The sequence below is a fragment of the Pseudomonas sp. 1912-s genome, from assembly GCF_029269205.1.
In the GTDB taxonomy this organism is placed as follows: domain Bacteria; phylum Pseudomonadota; class Gammaproteobacteria; order Pseudomonadales; family Pseudomonadaceae; genus Aquipseudomonas.
On sequence record NZ_JARIXR010000046.1, the window covers coordinates 16,038 to 33,604 of the forward strand.

Sequence of the window (17,567 nt, forward strand, 5' to 3'; positions counted from 1 at the left end):
GAGTCGCGTTGCCATGTTCCCTACCCTGCTGCCTTTTCTGTTGTTCGCCTTCGTCGCCTCCATCACCCCCGGCCCCACCAATATCCTGGTGCTGAGCAACAGCGCCCGCCATGGTTTCAAAGCGGCCTTGCCCATCGTGCTGGGCGCCTGTGCCGGCGCGGCGGGGATTGTATTAGTGGTGGGCTCGGGGTTCGGCCAGTCCCTCGCACAGCTGCCGAAGGTGCAAACCGCCCTGCAATGGACCGGCGTGGCCTGGCTGAGCTATTTGTCGTGGCAGATATTCAGCGCCCCCGCGATGGCGATCACCCCGGACGCGACACAAAAACCCATGGGCCTGGTGGGTGGCGCAAGCCTGCAACTGGTGAACCCCAAAACCTGGATGATGGCGCTGGCGGTCATCAGTGTGTTCGCGGGTGCTGGCGACGAGCGGCAAGCTCACGTGCTGTACCTGTCCCTGGCGTTCTTTTTGATTTCCCTGCCCTGCCTGGGCGCCTGGGCCTTGCTGGGTGCCGGGTCAACCCGACTGTTTCGTTCCGCCAGGGCCATGCAGCGGTTCAACCGCTGCATGGCGGTGTTGCTACTGGGGTCGACGTGGTTGAGCGTCATTGTGTAAGGGCGATGGACCTACGACGCTTAGCATCAAAGGGAGTTAAAAAACAGTTCTTAGACTGTCATTTATGCCAGTAGACAGCACGCGGGAACGGCGTCTAATAACCCCAAGTCTTTCAACATTGCGGTGGGTCAGTCACTCGCAGAAGACAGGCTTTGTAAACTGTTACTTTTGACAGTTTACAGGCCGGGCAACCTTGCTATTTCATAGCCTGACCAGAATGACTTGCACCCTGGTTTTCGCACAATCATCGACGATGGAGAAGCGATCATGTCAGCACAAGCGCAACAGTTAACCCCCGCCCAACAAAAACGGCTGCAGCCCAGGGCGCTTACCGCCGAAGGCCTCTACACGGTGAGTGTCAATTCGGTTTTTCTGTACCCCCAGACCAAGACGGTAGTACGCGACTTCGACCAAGGCATATACGTCATCAACGGCCGTCACGCGGACAACTCGGTCACGATCAAGGAGTTTTATGTCCAAGTCCCTGATGATATCGAAGTGGATAAAATCATACGGCTGGAAGACTCCGAGTTCACAAAAGTCAGGGTCTGGTATTCCGTAAAGTCTCCCACGGAGCATTACGCAGTGCGTTGCATCCAGGGAGAATTGGTTATCCTGGGTCTGGTGGAGGGCATTATTAAAATCAAGGGGCAGGTTATTGGAGAGACCGAGACAGATCCCCATGGCAACCCGCATTCGTTAGCAATCATCTTTGACCTTTTAAGCTGACCCCAAGCAAACGCAAAAAAGCCCGTATCTTTCGATACGGGCTTTTTTATCTGCGACGACTTACCAGGAGTAACGAACGCCTACGTTGGCACCCCAAGGCTGGTCAATTTTCTGACCACTGCTGTGTTCAAAGTCCGCATGCAACTGCAGGTTCTGCGACAGTTTCACCGCAACACCGGCCCCAAACTCGTTACGCGAACCGGACAAGTCATTGTTGAACACGTTGTTGTTCACGGCGACTTTGTTGTTGTTGGCAAACTCATGCACCCTGGCTGCGCGCAGGTACGGCTGAACAACACTGCCGCTGTCGAGCTGGATATTGCGCCCAACGGTAGCACCGGCTTTGGCCAGGATCGAACGGGTTTTTTCACCCTTCGCTTGCAGCCCATTATCCAGGCTGTAATTGGCCCCCTGAATGACCACCGTCGACAGTTGAGCGTAAGGCTCAACAAAGAAGTCGTCGTCCAGTTTGATGTTACGCCCGAACTCTGCCGACAGACCGCCACCGGTGTTGGCGTACTTGCCCTTGGAGCCGGTGCCGTCACTCAAGCCAACCTTGGACTCGTTGTGGAAACGGTTGAGCTTGGCCACCGCATCAAAATACAGGCCACTCTCCTCGTCCAGCCAGGTTGCATAACCGCCTACGTAGTAGCTCTTGACGTTGCCCGAGGTACCGCGCTTGAGGTTCAGGTCGGAGCTGCTGTGACCGACCATGGCGCCGATCAGCCACTGGCTGTCGGCCAACGGCATGTCGGCCCCCAGGGAGAAACCTTGCTGGTTCTGGGTGTAGCCGACCCCGTTGCCGTCGGCCACGTTGTACTTGTTGCCATAGCCGCGAACCCACAAACCTGCCTGGCCCGGCTCAAAGCGCAACTCACCCATACGCGTGCGCAACGAGGTGGCTTCGCCGTACCACACGGTCGGTGCGGTGTTGAACAATGCCAGCACTGAACGGGTGCTCGGGCTGATGGAGCGGTTGTTCGGGTCGAGGAACCAGTCGGTCCCGTCTTTTTTCAGGCCGTAGGAATAGGCACCCACATCCACCTTGTCGCCCACCAGGGAGAACTCGGCGTCACCGCCGCCAGTGTGCACGACACGAATCTCTTCGGGGCTGACCGGCTCCGCACCGCTGGCCGCAAGCAACAGGCTGTGATTGCCGGAGGCCTCTCCCGTAATGTTCAGGAAGTCGGTCACGCCCCGGGCAAAATCGGTGCCCATGACAAAGGTACCGTTACCCTCAAGGCTATCCAGGTCGAGCTGGTAGAACGCATCGGTAGTACCGAACTTCACGATGCCGCCGGCCAGGCTCAAGGCTCCCACTTGACTGTCACCGGTCAACTCCCAGAACGAACGGTCGCCTACGCTCAAGCTGCTGACGTTCTGCAACTGGCCAGTCAGGCCGGCATTGTTCTGCAGGCTCAGGCGCGCCGTGCTGCCGTCTTCGACGATGACGTTACCATTCAAACGGCTGTTGTCGACGTTCATGCTGGCCACGCCCCCACCGGTGACTTCCAGCAACGTGCCGTTGCCGCCGGTCAGGGTGGAGCCGTTGCGCACATCGATTTCAGCTTCCGGGGTCGAACCGAACTCGCCTTGAACGACAATGGCAGAACCGCTGCGACCTTCGACGCTGGCGTTATCCAGGACCAGTTTGCCCACGGCACCGCCATGGGAAGAGTCGATGAATGCTACCCCGTTCTTGCCGCCGACAATGCTGCTTTCGCTGGCAGTGACCGTCGCGACATCAATCAATACGCCAAAGCTGTCGGCGCCAGTACCTTCCACCAGGGTGTTCCGGTTGAAGTTCAGCTCACTGTTGCCAATGGCCATGGCTCCAGCGAGGGCGCCGCGGATAGTGCTGTTGAATACGTGCGCAATCCCGCCCTGGGCCGAGCCCAGGTACTCGAAAGCTTGCAGGCCAACCGTGGCATTGCTGGTGATCGTGCTGTTGCTGATGACGGCAGAGCTGTCGTCCAGGCGTACGGCGCCAAACAGTGCGTGGTTCGACTCCACTGTGGCCCCGTCGAGGCTGACCGTGGAACCCTGGATCGCCTGAATGTCATCAACCCGGCTGCCGGCGTTGACGATCAGTGCCGAGTCGTTGACAAGGATATGTTGTGCCCGCGCACCGTTAAGTGTCAGGTCGGACTTCTGGTCCAGGTGCCAGTTACTTTTCTCCTCACTGGCATCGATGATTTTTGATTCGCCAATCAGCTGACCGGCTTGGGCCGTCGTTTGAACGGCGGCAAACATAAGAAAGGTAATGGTTGGAACTTTCATCATCTTGCTCAAGGGATTGAGCTCGAAGTTGGCTAACACTGACATTGGGGATCACTCTCTGTAATTGAGCCTTTGAAAACGGTTTGGCTCGTTCTCTCGGAATGGAGCCTCACCCTGTGCGGCGCAGAGATTACGCAGCAGAGATACCCATTGATGTAGGACTAATCCGAACAGAAAAAGTGATTGGCAATAGGAGGAGTAGGAAAAAGGTTTCGCAGCAGTCAGACGCACAAAAGGGAAGCCATGCTTCCCTTTTGTGGTTTCATCACTGGGTTGAGTTACGGAAGTGGAAGAGAGGGTTCTCCGTCGCAGAAGTGGTGAGGGCTCGAGAACACGGTATCAATCCCGGCCAGTTGGCCGCGCCCTGTTGCTCCTGTGTCTACTACCGTGGTGTAAGTGACCTCGGCAGGCCCGTATACCGACTGGACTACGATGGGACGGTAATCCACCTCAACAATAAGACCATTGTCCACATCATTCTGCGTCAGCGGGGGAGTGGTAATCGTCACCTCGAAAGGACCCGGCAGATACGGCGGAACCGGAATGAATGAGTGGTTCCACAACGTGAGCATCACGGTCACGGTATTCCCCACTACCAGCCTTGGGTCGGCGGGTATGAAAAGCTCGGTATAGAGCACAGGCCTAGTACCGGGTGTCCGGACAAGCAACGACTCGCACGACCACCGGCCGTTAGCATCAAGGTGCCTGAATATTGCAGGCAACAGCACCACCGTGACAGCGTCGATCACGTTGACGCGCGTAATCCCTGATGGGTTTTCGTTGGTGGTACCGGGGCCGATCACGACATAGCTAACCTCCTGAAAGCCATTGCCATGCCGGGCAACCACCTCCCAGGGAATTTCAAACGTAGCGGTGTCACCGGGCACCGTCGTGCTTAAGGAAAAAGGCCCGACACGCTCTTTGGACGTCCCCCAGAACAAGAAGAATTGATGGTTGGCATTGGGCAATGCAGCAATCGTCCAGAGTGGAATATCGATCCTGACGGGCAGGTCCGCGTCCTCGATATGCAGTTCGTTCAACACAGGCGTGGGGCCCGTACCAAACACTTGTGCCAGATTCAGTGCCGGGTTCACAGAGCCAGGCTCGAGGGTGGGATCCAGTACGGGGCCTTCCACCGACAAGTCAAGCCGCACCGTTTTAACCGGAGAAGGGTAAAAGATGCCATTGCGTTCAATCCGGTAATGCACCCTCACCGTCTGCGGGCCAAGCGTTGCCGTATACGCAGCCTTGATCGCGTCGTTCATATTGTACGTATTATCGTCGAAGACCACCGGGAACGTGGACAATGGACGTGACTGCGGGCTATAGGGCTCCATTTCCCACTGCATTTCGAACTGGTCGAGCCCTGGTGCATTGCCCATGTACTCTTCGATATAGGCTTCGATCCCTCGCTGGTAATCCACTATATCGAGCAAATCGTCTGTGCTGCCTCCTCTGGGCGCAGGCGCCAAGGGGAGAAACGGCTCCTCGGGAACCGGATCATCCAGCAATGCCAAAGTGCGGAAAGCAATGTTCGACGGGCTACTTTCGTTACCAGCCCGGTCAGTCATGGTGTAGAACGCATAGCACAAGCCCCCCAGGAGGAGGCGGATATCTGCCGCAACCACGAAAAAAGTAGCGCCCGCCGCCGTCATCGGCAAGCCTGCGCCAGTCAGCAAATCCCCTGGTGTTGGAAACATTTCCCGACTTAAATAGAAATTGACGACGTCGCCAACTTCAAACTGCCCAGTCTGGTCGCTGTAGGTATTGGGCGGGATGGTAAACTCCACCCCTCCATTAGCAACGAGAAATACATCGTCGATGACCGTGTCCGGTGGCACATTCGCGAAGATAGGAGCATCCGGCTTTTCACGGGTGTTCCCGACCGCATAGGGCGCAATGGTGTCGACCCTGAAGGGAGCGATGAACGATTCGTCGAAGACCGGGCCGGGCAACCCGAGAGAGTCACGAGCCTGGGTGTTTTTGATTTCATAAAAACCATGGATAAATTGAGGGGGGGGGAAGACCGGAATAAACCGGGTGATCGGCCGCGTCAGAACCTGGAAGGGGCCATCGACCGTGACAAAGGGTGTCTCCGGAAAAGTGATAAGGCGCATTTGGACAGACATCCAGTCGGTTGGCAGTGTGATCCCGCCCCCGGTGAGGTCGAGTGTTATTCCCACACGCGCAACTCTGGCGGGAATAAGGCCTGTTGCATCATCCAGCGCCTCTCGAATAGTGGGTGCCGCGAAAGACAAAGGCGCTGGCGTATTACTGACATTAGGGTTGCTGCTCATTTCGGTTTCTCCTTGCTACTTAGGTAGGCGCCGCGTTGATACTCACAAAGTCACCAGGCCGAATTCACCCTCGGGGACTGAAACCTGGGCACAACCTCTCCGGCCGAAGGACGTTCGGCCAATAAATGCGCTTCAAAAAAAGCCGTCAGACATCCCTGAAGCCGAGGACTCAAGGCTCTGGGTTATTACCGTCAATCCAGCAAAAAAGCGGGTCTGGCCGCGGCGGCGAGCTAGGCACGAGTCGATCGAACTGCACAAACCTGGAAAAAGACCGCCCCATATCGACACCTCTCCTGGTCACCCTGTACTTAGCCTCGCCTCCCGCATTATTTTTTAACGGACGAATCAAACGCTCGACATCAAGAATCCAGAAGCTGTACCCCGATGCCTCATCGGCGCTATCCCAATAATGGTCGAGGGTCTCAATGATGGCGGGGTCTGGATCGACATCAGGGTTTTGGCCGTACCCCTGAAACCGCATCGTCACCAGATCTCCCTCTTGGATATCCGGGTGAGGGGCTACGTACACCTCAACCCCAAGCCAGATGGGCGGTAGGTTGTCGCAGGTCATGGTCCCTCTGACACTTGTTGGCGCCTGAGGGTAACTCGGCCGAGGATAAGTGGCGGGTGGAAGACTGGTTTGCAGCCCTACCCGAGCCACCTGCGAGAACAGTGGGTTGACGTTTTCGGCACGATCTTCCAATCGGTAGAAGCAAAAAAGAAACAGAGCTCCCGGGTAACGGCGGAACACGTCACTGGGCACGTCGACAAATATCCGGCCAGTTGCGCTGGTCAGCGGCAACGAAACAAGGGTGGGTGCGCCGGTAGGCAGCAAATCCATATCAGAAAAGTAGAGCAGCACCTTGTCACCCACCTCACGCCCCAGGTACCCCCCCGGGATTTCCATGGGCACCTGAGGATTGGCAATCAGGTAGGCTTCGGTAATCGGGTCGATGGGGAAAATGGCCGGTGGCAGCAACGCGCCTCCGCCAGGCGCGTCACGGTCGATTCTGATGGTCACGATGTCGGATACGGCGAAGCTTGGACCGTTTGGGGTGAAATCATGCACGCGATATCTGAGATCGACGATTGCGCTGCTGAGCAGGAATGACTGAGGTATTTGTGCGCGGTAGGGAAAGTCTGCCGCGGTCATTGGATTTGGCAGCAAGATAGGTGGCCCGTCGGTGGGACGGGCCCCCCGCACATTCCACTCAAATACAAGATACTGGTCTCTGCCGGGGACGGGTAAAAATCCCCACGGTGTTGGAATATCGACTTCCAGGTCGGCGAAATAAAACCTTGCCGGCACCAACCCGTCCGGCAATGCATCAATCACGATGGGTTCATCCAGTGCAAGGACGCCACCTGGACCCGCCGGCCCATTTCCACCGGTTTGCCCCGTTTTACGGATGCTCATAGAAACCTCCATGACTCAGACAACCGCCACATGCCGGTGCGTTAGTCGATGGCTGCGCACCCGTTCTGTTGGGCCAATTGAACACCTCCCTCCACGCTGCGGATACTGTCAGATCTAACAGGTATTCCCTCCGCTCGTCGGATATTAGCGGCGGGAAGAACGAAGATTTCCTTGACGAAGTGGCCTGGCTGGTGTTTTCTGAAACCGGTTTCAGTGCAACATCAACTCCAATAAGAAAGGCGCTACCGTGACTCCATTTTCCGCCGCCCAGCGCAGCCGCGTAACCATGCTCGACGTGGCCGAGCGTGCCGGGGTTTCCAAAGCCAGCGTCTCGCGCTTTATCGGCGACGACCGCGCGCTGCTCTCCGACGCCATCGCCCTGCGCATCGAACAGGCCATCGACGAACTCGGCTACCGCCCGAACCAAATGGCCCGTGGCCTGAAACGTGGGCGCACCCGCCTGATCGGCATGCTGGTGGCCGATATCCGCAACCCCTATTCAATTGCCGTGATGCACGGTGTGGAAACCGCCTGCCGCCAACACGGCTACAGCCTGGTGGTGTGCAACACCGACCGCGACGACGAGCAGGAGCGCCAGCACCTGGCCGCCCTGCGCGCCTACAACATCGAAGGGTTGATCGTGAATACCCTGGGCCATCACCTTGACCAGTTGCTGGAACTGCAACGGGAAATGCCCCTGGTGCTGGTAGACCGCAAGGTCGAGCCACTGCACAGCGACCTGGTGGGGCTGGATAATCCGGTGGCCGTGCGCATGGCCGTGGCGCATCTCGAACAGCAAGGCTACCGCGACCTGTTATTGGTCAGCGAAGCGCCCGATGGCACCAGCTCACGGCTGGAACGCCTGGACAGTTTCAACGCCGAGATCGGCCAGCGCCGCCCGTTAACCGGCGCCGTGCTGGAGATCGACAGCCACCTCACTACCCGCCTGCAGGCCTTCCTCGCCACGCCTCAAGCGGGCCCCAAAGCCCTGTTTTGCGCCAACGGCGTCGCCGCGCTGGCATGCACCCGTGCGCTGAAAGAACTGGGCTGCAACCTGTTTGAAGATGTCGGCCTGATCGCCCTGGATGACCTGGACTGGTACCCGTTGGTGGGCAGCGGCATCACCGCCCTCGCCCAGCCCACAGAAGCTATCGGCGCCAGTGCGTTTGACTGTTTGCTCAAGCGGTTGCGCGGGGACACAGCGCCGACACGCACCCTGGATTTTCTGCCGCAATTGATTATCCGAGGCTCGACCCAATCCCTTGTGGGAGCTGGCTTGCCTGCGATGACGGCTTCTCAGGCGAGACAGTAGTCGACCGACACGCCGCCATCGCAGGCAAGCCAGCTCCCACATGTTTATTTTGCGTACAAAAATGAAACCGGTTTCAGAGGTAAACAACAATGCACAAATACCCCGTTTCCATCAGTCTTTCCAGCTACGGTGCCGACGTGGTCCGCGATCGTGGCCAGCTGAATTTCGTTGAAGTGCTGGCCCGGGCCGGCGCGCAACGCATCGAATGGCGTGAAGAGCTGCTGACCACCGAACAGCCCGCTGAACTGGCCCAAGCCGCGGCGGATCACGGCCTGGAATGCGTGTTTTCCTCGCCCCTGGAACTCTGGGTTGCCGGCCGCTCCCAACCCAACGCCGAACTCGCCGCCACCCTCGACCGCGCCCGGGCGTTCGGCGCCCGCTGGCTGAAAGTCTCCCTGGGTTATTTCACCGACACCAACGACCTGGACAGCTTGAGCGCCCTGCTCAGCCGTCATCCGGTGAAGCTGCTGGTGGAAAACGACCAGACCCTGCACGGCGGGCGCATCGAGCCGATGCAGCGGTTTTTCAACGAAGTCGAACGCCTGGCGGTACCGGTGAAAATGACCTTCGATATCGGCAACTGGCAATGGCAGGACCAATCCGCGACCACCGCCGCACGCCTGCTGGGCCGGCATGTGGATTACCTGCACTGCAAAGCCGTGGCCCGGCGCGCCGACGGCAAGCTGGTGGCGCTACCGCCGGGCGCCGCCGACCTGCATCTGTGGGAACAACTGCTGAAGCACATGACTCAAGGTATTACCCGGGCCGTGGAATTTCCCCTGCAAGGTGATGACCTGGTACAGGTCACCGCACACCAGGTCGCCGCCCTCGCCGTCCTTGGCCAGCCCCGCGTGGAGAATGCGCATGTCTGAGATCGATATTCTGTCGTTTGGTGAAACCATGGCGATGTTTGTCGCCGAGCAGACCGGCGACCTGGCTCAGGTTGCGCAGTTTCACAAGCGCATTGCCGGAGCCGACAGCAATGTCGCCATCGGCCTGTCGCGCCTGGGTTTCAACGTGGCGTGGCTGAGCCGCGTGGGCGCCGATTCACTCGGCCGTTTTGTGGTGGACACCCTGCAAAACGAAGGCCTGGACTGCCGGCATGTGGCGGTCGACCCGCTGCACCCCACCGGCTTCCAACTCAAGTCCCGTGAAGAAGCCGGCGATGACCCGCAGGTGGAATACTTCCGCCGTGGCTCGGCGGCCAGCCATTTGTCGGTGGAGGCGATCAAGCCTGAGCTGTTGCAAGCCCGGCACTTGCACGCCACCGGCATTCCGCCGGCGCTGTCGGACGCCACCCGCGAGCTGTCGCGCCAGTTGATGACGCAAATGCGCGAGGCGGGCCGCAGCGTGTCCTTCGACCCGAACCTGCGCCCGTCCCTGTGGGCCAATGAGCAACGCATGATCTGCGAAATCAACGCCCTCGCCTGCCTGGCGGACTGGGTGTTGCCGGGCCTGAGCGAAGGCCGCTTGCTCACCGGTTTTGAAGACCCGGCCGACATCGCCGCGTTTTACCTGGACCAGGGCGTGGAAGCCGTGGCTATCAAGCTCGGCCCTCATGGCGCGTATTACCGCACGCAGCTGGACCAGGGCTTCGTCGCCGCCGTGCCGGTGGCCAAGGTGGTCGACACCGTAGGCGCCGGCGATGGGTTTGCGGTCGGCATGATCAGCGCGCTGTTGGAAAACCTCAGTTTTGTCGAGGCCGTGCAGCGCGGCAACTGGATCGGCAGCCGCGCGGTGCAGAGCCGTGGCGACATGGAAGGCTTGCCGTTCAGGACCGACCTGCCCCACACCCAGAAAGCCGGCTAATCAGCATCACCCCGTTACCTGTTGCCACAACTACAACAAGCTCAGGAGCAACTTTATGGAACCGTTGAAACTCGCCACCCGCCGTTGGTGGTACATCATGCCCATCGTGTTTATCACCTACAGCCTGGCGTACCTGGACCGCGCCAACTATGGCTTTGCCGCCGCCTCCGGGATGGCCGAAGACCTGATGATCACCCCGGGCATGTCGTCATTGCTCGGCGCGCTGTTCTTCCTCGGCTACTTTTTCTTCCAGGTGCCGGGGGCGATCTATGCGCAAAAGCGCAGCGTTAAAAAACTGATTTTTGTCAGCCTGATCCTCTGGGGCGGCCTGGCCACCCTGACCGGCATGGTCTCCAACGCCTACATGCTGATCGTGATCCGCTTCATGCTCGGGGTGGTCGAAGCCGCCGTGATGCCGGCGATGCTGGTGTACCTGTGCCATTGGTTCACCCGCGCCGAACGCTCCCGGGCCAACACCTTCCTGATCCTCGGCAACCCGGTGACCATGATGTGGATGTCGGTGGTCTCGGGCTATCTGGTGCAGCATTTCAGCTGGCGCTGGATGTTTATCATCGAAGGCTTGCCAGCCGTGCTGTGGGCGTTTATCTGGTGGAAGCTGGCGGACGAAAAACCCGCCGACGCCAAGTGGCTGAGCGCCCAGCACAAAAAAGACCTGGAAACCGCCCTCGCCGAAGAACAGGTGGGCATCAAGGCGGTGAAAAACTACGCCGAAGCCTTCCGCTCGCCCAAGGTGATCATCCTGGCGCTGCAGTTTTTCTGCTGGAGCATTGGCGTATACGGCTTCGTGCTGTGGCTGCCGTCGATCCTCAAGGCCGGCTTGAAGATGGACATGGTCGAGGCCGGCTGGCTGTCGGCGCTGCCGTATCTTGCGGCGGTGATCGGCATGCTGGTGGTGTCCTGGGGTTCGGACAAGCTGCAAAAACGTAAACGCTTTGTGTGGCCGCCGCTGCTGATCGCCTCCATCGCGTTTTATGCGTCCTACGTGCTCGGCGCCGAACATTTCTGGTGGTCGTACACCCTGCTGGTGATCGCCGGGGCGTGCATGTATGCGCCTTACGGGCCGTTTTTTGCGATCGTCCCGGAGATCCTCCCGGCCAACGTCGCCGGCGGCGCCATGGCGCTGATCAACAGCATGGGCGCCCTCGGTTCATTCGGCGGCTCCTACCTGGTGGGTTACCTCAACAGCAGCACCGGTTCGCCCGGCGCGTCGTACCTGCTGATGAGCGGTGCGCTGCTGGTGTCGGTGGTGTTGACGATCTTTCTCAAGCCCGGCGCCAGTGACCGCGAACGCGCCCCGCTGCATTCCCTTGAATTGAAGGTAAAGACCTGATGAAAAAGTCTGTCGTGCTCTACAAAAAACTCTCTGCGCCCCTGATGGCCCGCCTGCATGAGCAGGCCGAGGTCACGCTGATCGAATCACTGGATGACAACGGCCTGGCAACACTGCGTGAGGCCTTGCCGACGGCCCAAGGGTTGCTCGGTGCCAGCCTGCGCCTGGATGCCAAACTGCTGGATCTGGCGCCGAACCTTGAGGCCGTGGCCAGCGTGTCGGTCGGTGTCGACAACTACGATATCGACTACCTGACCGAGCGCGGCATCTTGCTCAGCAACACCCCTGACGTGCTCACCGAAACCACTGCCGATACCGGCTTCGCCCTGATCCTGGCAACCGCTCGCCGGGTAGTCGAGTTGGCCAATATGGTGCGCGCCGGCAACTGGAACCAGAACATCGGCCCGCTGCATTTTGGCAGCGATGTGCACGGCAAGACCCTGGGCATTATCGGCATGGGCCGCATTGGCGAAGCGTTGGCCCAGCGCGGACACTTCGGTTTTGGCATGCCGGTGATCTACCACAGCCACTCGCCAAAGCCTGCGGTGGAGCAGCGTTTCGGCGCCGAATACCGCAGCCTGCCAGACCTGCTCCAGCAAGCCGACTTTGTCTGCCTGACCTTGCCGTTGACCGCAGAAACCGAAGGTTTGATTGGCGCCAAAGAGTTCGCCCTGATGGGCCCGGAGACGATCTTTATCAACATCTCCCGGGGCAAGGTGGTGGACGAGGCGGCGCTGATCGAGGCGCTGCAACAACGCACGATTCGCGCAGCGGGGCTGGATGTGTTCGTACGCGAACCGCTGCAGCATGACTCGCCGTTGCTGCGCCTGAACAACGTGGTGGCCACGCCGCATATCGGTTCGGCCACCCACGAGACGCGGGAAGCAATGGCGCGGTGTGCGGTGGACAATCTGCTGGCGGCGCTGGCGGGTGAAAAACCGAAGAACCTGGTGAACCCAGCCGCCTGGAAACACTGACTGAAAACGCCGCAGGACCAATGTGGGAGAGGGCTTGCTGTGGTGAGGGGGCTTCACTCCAGATTGATGGGGCTGCTTCGCAGCCCAGCGCGGGGCAAGCCCGCTCACCACAGCAAGCCAGCTCCCACATTTTTGATCGCATTTCAGGTCAGATGACGAACCGCGCCACCATCCCGTTCAAATCCACCGCCAGGCGCGACAGTTCGTGGCTGGCGGCGCTGGTCTGGTTGGCACCCGCTGCCGACTGGGTCGCCAGGTCGCGGATGTTCACCAGGTTGCGGTCAACCTCGCGGGACACCTGGGCCTGCTCTTCCGAGGCGCTGGCGATCACCAGGTTGCGTTCGTTGATCAGGCTGATGGACTGGGTGATCTGCTCCAGCGCCACACCGGCAGCCCGCGCCATTTCCAGGGTGCTTTGAGTGCGCTGGTTGCTCTGCTGCATGGACTGCACGGCTTCACCGGTGCCGCTCTGGATGCCGGCGACCATTTTTTCGATTTCCTGGGTCGACTGCGCAGTGCGATGGGCCAGGGCCCGTACTTCGTCCGCCACCACCGCGAAACCACGACCGGCTTCACCGGCACGCGCCGCTTCAATCGCCGCGTTGAGGGCCAGCAGGTTGGTCTGCTCGGCAATTGCGCGAATCACGTCCAGTACCTTGCCAATATCACGGCCCTGAGTGGCCAGGCCTTCAATCAGCACGGCGGTGTTTTGCACGTCCTGGGTCATGGTCTGGATTGCACCCACGGTTTCCACCACCCGGTCGCGCCCTTCCCGCGCGGCCTGGTTGGACTGGCTGGACGCCTCGGAGGTGGACACCGCATTGCGCGCCACTTCTTCCACTGCGGCGGTCATCTCATTCACTGCCGTGGCGGCCTGGTCGATTTCGTTGTTCTGTTGTTGCAAGCCTTTGGAGGCTTCTTCGGTAACGGCGCTGAGTTCTTCTGCGGCTGACGCAAGCTGCGTGGCCGAGCCGGCGATGTGCTGGATGGTCTGACGCAGGTTGCTTTGCATCGAGGCCAGGGCGCCGATCAGGCGGGCGGGCTCGTCCTTGCCGTCGTCCTCGATCACTGTGCTCAGGTTACCGCCAGCGATGGTTTCGGCAACTTCCAGGGCTTTGCGCAACGGGGTCACAATGCTGCGGGTCAGCAGCCATGCCAGCAACACGGTCATCAACGCCGCAATGACCGAGACGACGATGATCCCGGTGATGGCGTCCTGATAACTTTTCCCGGCCTCGTCACCGGCCTGCTTGGCATCTGCTGCATTGATGGCGATCAACTTATTCAGTTGCTCGCCCATCTGGTCGGTACCGTCCTTGATGCGGCTGTTGATCAAGGCGCGCATCTCTTCCACTTTGTTCTGCCGCGAGAAGCTCACCATCTCAGCCTGAGCCTTGAGGTAATTATCGAGCGTGAGGGCGAACGTCTTGTACAGCGCAGCCTCTTCATCGCCGGCCGGCATGGCGGCGTAGGCAGCCTGGGCGGTCTTGACCTTGCCTTCCAGCACCCCCATACGGGTCTGTGCCTCCTCCAGCGCTGCCGGCTCACGATTCACCAGGACGCGAAACGACAATATCCGCAGGCGCAGGACGTTTTCGGTCATGGTGGCCAGATAGCCGACGCTGGGCAGTTGGTTCGCGCCCATGTCCACCGAGGCCTGGCGGATCAGGGTCATGCGGTTGGCCGCAAACACCCCCAGGACGATGACAAGCAACGCAATAAACGCAAAACCGAGGAAAGCTCGAGGGGCGATATTCAGCTGACGGAGGGACATAGGGGGGCGCTCTCAGAAGTAGTGGCTGCGAGCATCCCTGCCGCGACACGGTCAGTGTGCGTCAACGCGCCTTTCTGACCGGTTGGCACCACTGTTGTAATAGGTATGTGGGCCTATAAGAGATATCGGCAGGCTTGAGGATTTAATGGGGGATGTTTCGAAATATTTTTTCACACTTCTGACAACTGGCACTTTCTGGCATCCTGCGCCTCCTTTTTCCTACCCGGGCCCGTATTTTGTCTGACGCTCAAACCCCTCGCCCCCGTTATAAATCCGACCTGATCTACGGCCTCGACGACCGCCCGCACTTCAGCGCCGCGATATTCGCCGCCCTGCAGCATGTGCTGGCGAGCTTTGTCGGCATCATCACCCCGACGCTGATCGTCGGTGGCGTGCTGGGCCTTGAAAGCGAGGTGCCGTACCTGGTGAGCATGGCGTTGTTTGTGTCGGGGCTCGGCACCTTTGTGCAGGCCCGCACGTTCGGCCCGGTGGGTTCAGGCCTGCTGTGCCTGCAAGGCACCAGTTTTTCGTTTATCAGCGTAATCCTGAGCGCCGGGTTCATGGTCAAGGCGCGGGGCGGCGGCACTGATGAAATCCTGTCGACGATCTTCGGCATCTGCTTCTTCGCGGCGTTTATCGAAGTGGTGCTCAGCCAGTTCATCGGCAAACTGCGCAAACTGATCACCCCGGTGGTCACCGGCACCATCATCACCTTGATGGGCCTGTCGCTGATCAAGGTGGCCGTCACCGACATGGCCGGCGGTTATGGCGCCAGCGACCTGGGCGCTGCCGGCAACATGGGCCTGGCAGCCCTGGTATTGCTGACCATCGTGGTGCTCAACCGCTTCAACAACCCGTTCCTGCGCCTGGGCTCGATCGTGATCGGCCTGACACTCGGCTTTGCCGTGGCCTGGTGGATGGGCCGCGTCGACCTGGCCGCCCTGCCCCAGTTGCCACTGATCAGCGTGCCGGTGCCGTTCAAGTACGGTTTCTCGTTCGACTGGGTGGCGTTTATCCCGGTGGCGGTGATCTTCCTGATCTCGCCCCTGGAAGCGGCCGGGGACCTGACGGCCAACTCGATGATTTCCCAACAGCCGGTCAAGGGCCCGCTGTACATCAAGCGCATCAAGTCCGGCTTGCTGGCTGACGGCCTCAACTCGGTGATGGCCGCCACTTTCAACAGCCTGCCCATGGTGACCTTCGCCCAGAACAACGGCGTGATCCAGTTGACCGGCGTGGCCAGCCGGTATGTGGCGTATTTCATTGCCGGGCTGCTGGTACTGCTGGGGCTGTTCCCGATGATTGGCGCGGTGTTGCAGCTGATGCCCAAGCCGGTACTGGGCGGCGCGACCCTGATCATGTTCGGCACCGTCGCGGTGGCCGGGATCAAAATCCTCGCCGAGGCCGGCCTGCACCGGCGCAACGTGCTGATCGTGGCCATCTCCCTGGGGATGGGCCTGGGGGTGGCGGCCGTGCCGGAAGTGCTGCGCGAACTGCCCAAGGCGCTGCACAACATCTTCGAGTCGCCGATCACCGTGGGTGCGTTCTGCGCTATCGTGCTGAACATCTTCCTGCCTGAGGAGTTCATAGAACTGGAAGAAGATGAATTTGATCCGGAAGCCTCCACCCTCAAGGTGATGCAGGACCCGGACGTCACGAAATAGGAGAACCCGTTTTATGCGCAAGCTCATGGTCCTGTCACTGCTGCTACTCAGCCTGAGCGCCTGCGCGCTGTTCCCCAACCGCGACCCGGTGAACATCAACGTGGTGGGCATCGAGCCGCTGCAAAGCCAGGACCTTGAGGTGCGGTTCGCGGTCAAGTTGCGGGTGCAGAACCCGAACGAGACCGCGATCGACTACAGCGGCGTGGCCCTGGACCTGGAGGTCAATGGCCGGCCCCTGGCGTCGGGGGTGAGTGACCAGGGTGGTTCCATCCCACGCTTTTCGGAGACCGTGCTGACGGTGCCGGTGAGTGTTTCGGCGTTTTCCGTGCTGCGTCAGACCCTGGGCCTGAGCCAGACCCAGAGTTTGAATAACCTGCCTTATGTGTTGCGCGGGAAACTGGCGGGTGGGCTGTTCGGCACCATGCGCTTCGTGGATCGCGGCACCCTGGACCTGCCCAACACCGCCACCTGGTAACGATCACGGAGAGCCTCGCCACATGGACGCGATACCCACGCTGTATACCGAACGCCTGATTCTGCGGCCGCTGACGCTGGAGGATGCCGAGGGCGTGCAGCAGCAGTTTCCCCATTGGGAAGTGGTGCGTTACCTCAATGCCCAGGTGCCCTGGCCGTACCCGGCGGATGGGGCGCGCAGCTATCTGGAACACGTTGCGTTGCCAGCCATGGCGCGCGGTGTGGAGTGGCATTGGTCGATCCGCCTGAAAAGCGCGCCAGAGGTTTTGATTGGGAATGTCAGCCTGATGGATGAGGTGGACAACAACCGGGGCTTTTGGCTGGGATTGCAATGGCAGGGCCAGGGGTTGATGGCCGAGGCCAGTGCGGCGGTGACCGAGTATTGGTTTGAGGTGCTGGGGCGGCCGTTGATGCGGGTGCCCAAGGCGACGCCGAACGTTGCGTCGCGCAGGATTTCCGAGCGTACGGGGATGCGGTTGGTCAGGACCGATGAGGGGCGGTTTGTCGCTGGAAGTTTCCCCAAGGATATTTGGGAGATTACTCGTGAGGAATGGCTGGGGGGGCGCGGTTTCTGAGTCGGGGTATGGGGTGTATATCCGTTGTTTTTGTTATGGCTTCGATTGGTTCCGCTCTTACAGCGGGTCACTTTTGAAAAGAGCCTGTACGGACCGGACACATGGTTGACGGGTGTGCGGGGACATGGTGGACACTTTTCGGCGAGCTAACTTCGCCGGAAAACCATCATGCCCTGGAATACGAGAGACGCCATGAGCCTGAAAAAAGAGTTCGTTGCCTTTGCCCGGCAGCCCGGCAGCAATAAACGAGAACTGTGTCGACGGTTCGGTATCAGCCCCCAAACCGCATACAAGT

14 protein-coding genes and 1 pseudogene are annotated in these 17,567 nt (G+C 59.9%); 11 read left to right on the top strand and 4 right to left on the bottom strand.

Features of this window, described 5'->3' with window-relative positions; translation table 11 throughout:
- Nucleotides 1–13 precede the first annotated feature (13 nt).
- Entirely contained in the window at nucleotides 14–613 is a 600-nt protein-coding gene (locus P3C29_RS30630) for a LysE family translocator (protein ID WP_201123618.1), read from the top strand.
- A gap of 267 nt (nucleotides 614–880) precedes the next feature.
- Complete coding sequence (locus tag P3C29_RS30635; RefSeq protein WP_201123617.1) at nucleotides 881–1,342, top strand: hypothetical protein; 462 nt, start codon at nucleotides 881–883, stop codon at nucleotides 1,340–1,342.
- A 60-nt stretch (nucleotides 1,343–1,402) separates the two neighbouring features.
- Here P3C29_RS30635 and P3C29_RS30640 read toward each other — a convergent pair whose 3' ends face one another.
- The 3 genes from P3C29_RS30640 to P3C29_RS30650 all read right to left on the bottom strand — a co-directional run bounded on the left by P3C29_RS30640 (nucleotide 1,403) and on the right by P3C29_RS30650 (nucleotide 7,336).
- A complete protein-coding gene (locus P3C29_RS30640) occupies nucleotides 1,403–3,667 on the bottom strand; it encodes an autotransporter outer membrane beta-barrel domain-containing protein (protein WP_275966248.1) in 2,265 nt (754 codons plus the stop codon).
- Between the two features lie 233 nt (nucleotides 3,668–3,900).
- Nucleotides 3,901–5,919 carry a hypothetical protein gene (locus tag P3C29_RS30645; protein ID WP_275966249.1) on the bottom strand — a complete coding sequence of 673 codons (2,019 nt, stop codon included), beginning with the start codon at nucleotides 5,917–5,919 and terminating at the stop codon, nucleotides 3,901–3,903.
- Between the two features lie 169 nt (nucleotides 5,920–6,088).
- Entirely contained in the window at nucleotides 6,089–7,336 is a 1,248-nt protein-coding gene (locus P3C29_RS30650; RefSeq protein ID WP_275966250.1) for a hypothetical protein, read from the bottom strand.
- A 247-nt stretch (nucleotides 7,337–7,583) separates the two neighbouring features.
- On the opposite strand from P3C29_RS30650, the gene P3C29_RS30655 reads away from it, so the two are divergent.
- The 5 genes from P3C29_RS30655 (at nucleotide 7,584) to P3C29_RS30675 (ending at nucleotide 12,785) form a co-directional block, all read left to right on the top strand.
- Nucleotides 7,584–8,648 (top strand): LacI family DNA-binding transcriptional regulator, encoded by a 1,065-nt coding sequence (locus P3C29_RS30655; protein ID WP_275966251.1) that lies wholly within the window; start codon nucleotides 7,584–7,586, stop codon nucleotides 8,646–8,648.
- An 89-nt stretch (nucleotides 8,649–8,737) separates the two neighbouring features.
- On the top strand, nucleotides 8,738–9,520 hold the full coding sequence (locus tag P3C29_RS30660; protein ID WP_275966252.1) for a TIM barrel protein: 783 nt from the start codon (nucleotides 8,738–8,740) through the stop codon (nucleotides 9,518–9,520).
- Entirely contained in the window at nucleotides 9,513–10,457 is a 945-nt protein-coding gene (locus tag P3C29_RS30665) for a sugar kinase (RefSeq protein ID WP_275966253.1), read from the top strand. Before P3C29_RS30660 ends, P3C29_RS30665 begins: the two co-directional genes overlap by 8 nt.
- A gap of 55 nt (nucleotides 10,458–10,512) precedes the next feature.
- The gene (locus P3C29_RS30670) at nucleotides 10,513–11,808 is read left to right on the top strand and encodes an MFS transporter (RefSeq protein WP_010165554.1); all 1,296 of its coding nucleotides are present in this window, start codon (nucleotides 10,513–10,515) and stop codon (nucleotides 11,806–11,808) included.
- Nucleotides 11,808–12,785: a D-glycerate dehydrogenase gene (locus P3C29_RS30675; protein WP_169388157.1), complete on the top strand. Its 978-nt coding sequence runs from the start codon at nucleotides 11,808–11,810 to the stop codon at nucleotides 12,783–12,785. Before P3C29_RS30670 ends, P3C29_RS30675 begins: the two co-directional genes overlap by 1 nt.
- 148 nt (nucleotides 12,786–12,933) lie before the next feature.
- Here P3C29_RS30675 and P3C29_RS30680 read toward each other — a convergent pair whose 3' ends face one another.
- A complete protein-coding gene (locus tag P3C29_RS30680; protein ID WP_275966254.1) occupies nucleotides 12,934–14,559 on the bottom strand; it encodes a methyl-accepting chemotaxis protein in 1,626 nt (541 codons plus the stop codon).
- Between the two features lie 236 nt (nucleotides 14,560–14,795).
- Between P3C29_RS30680 and P3C29_RS30685 the strand changes: the two genes are divergently transcribed.
- From P3C29_RS30685 to P3C29_RS30700, 4 genes and pseudogenes are all read left to right on the top strand, one after another.
- The gene (locus tag P3C29_RS30685) at nucleotides 14,796–16,223 is read left to right on the top strand and encodes a nucleobase:cation symporter-2 family protein (protein WP_010165549.1); all 1,428 of its coding nucleotides are present in this window, start codon (nucleotides 14,796–14,798) and stop codon (nucleotides 16,221–16,223) included.
- 13 nt (nucleotides 16,224–16,236) lie between these two features.
- Nucleotides 16,237–16,698, top strand: coding sequence for an LEA type 2 family protein (locus tag P3C29_RS30690; RefSeq protein ID WP_201123603.1), 462 nt, complete (start codon nucleotides 16,237–16,239; stop codon nucleotides 16,696–16,698).
- Between the two features lie 22 nt (nucleotides 16,699–16,720).
- Nucleotides 16,721–17,272 (top strand): GNAT family N-acetyltransferase, encoded by a 552-nt coding sequence (locus P3C29_RS30695; RefSeq protein WP_275966255.1) that lies wholly within the window; start codon nucleotides 16,721–16,723, stop codon nucleotides 17,270–17,272.
- Between the two features lie 168 nt (nucleotides 17,273–17,440).
- A pseudogene (locus P3C29_RS30700) lies at nucleotides 17,441–17,567 on the top strand (IS481 family transposase); the annotation flags it as partial.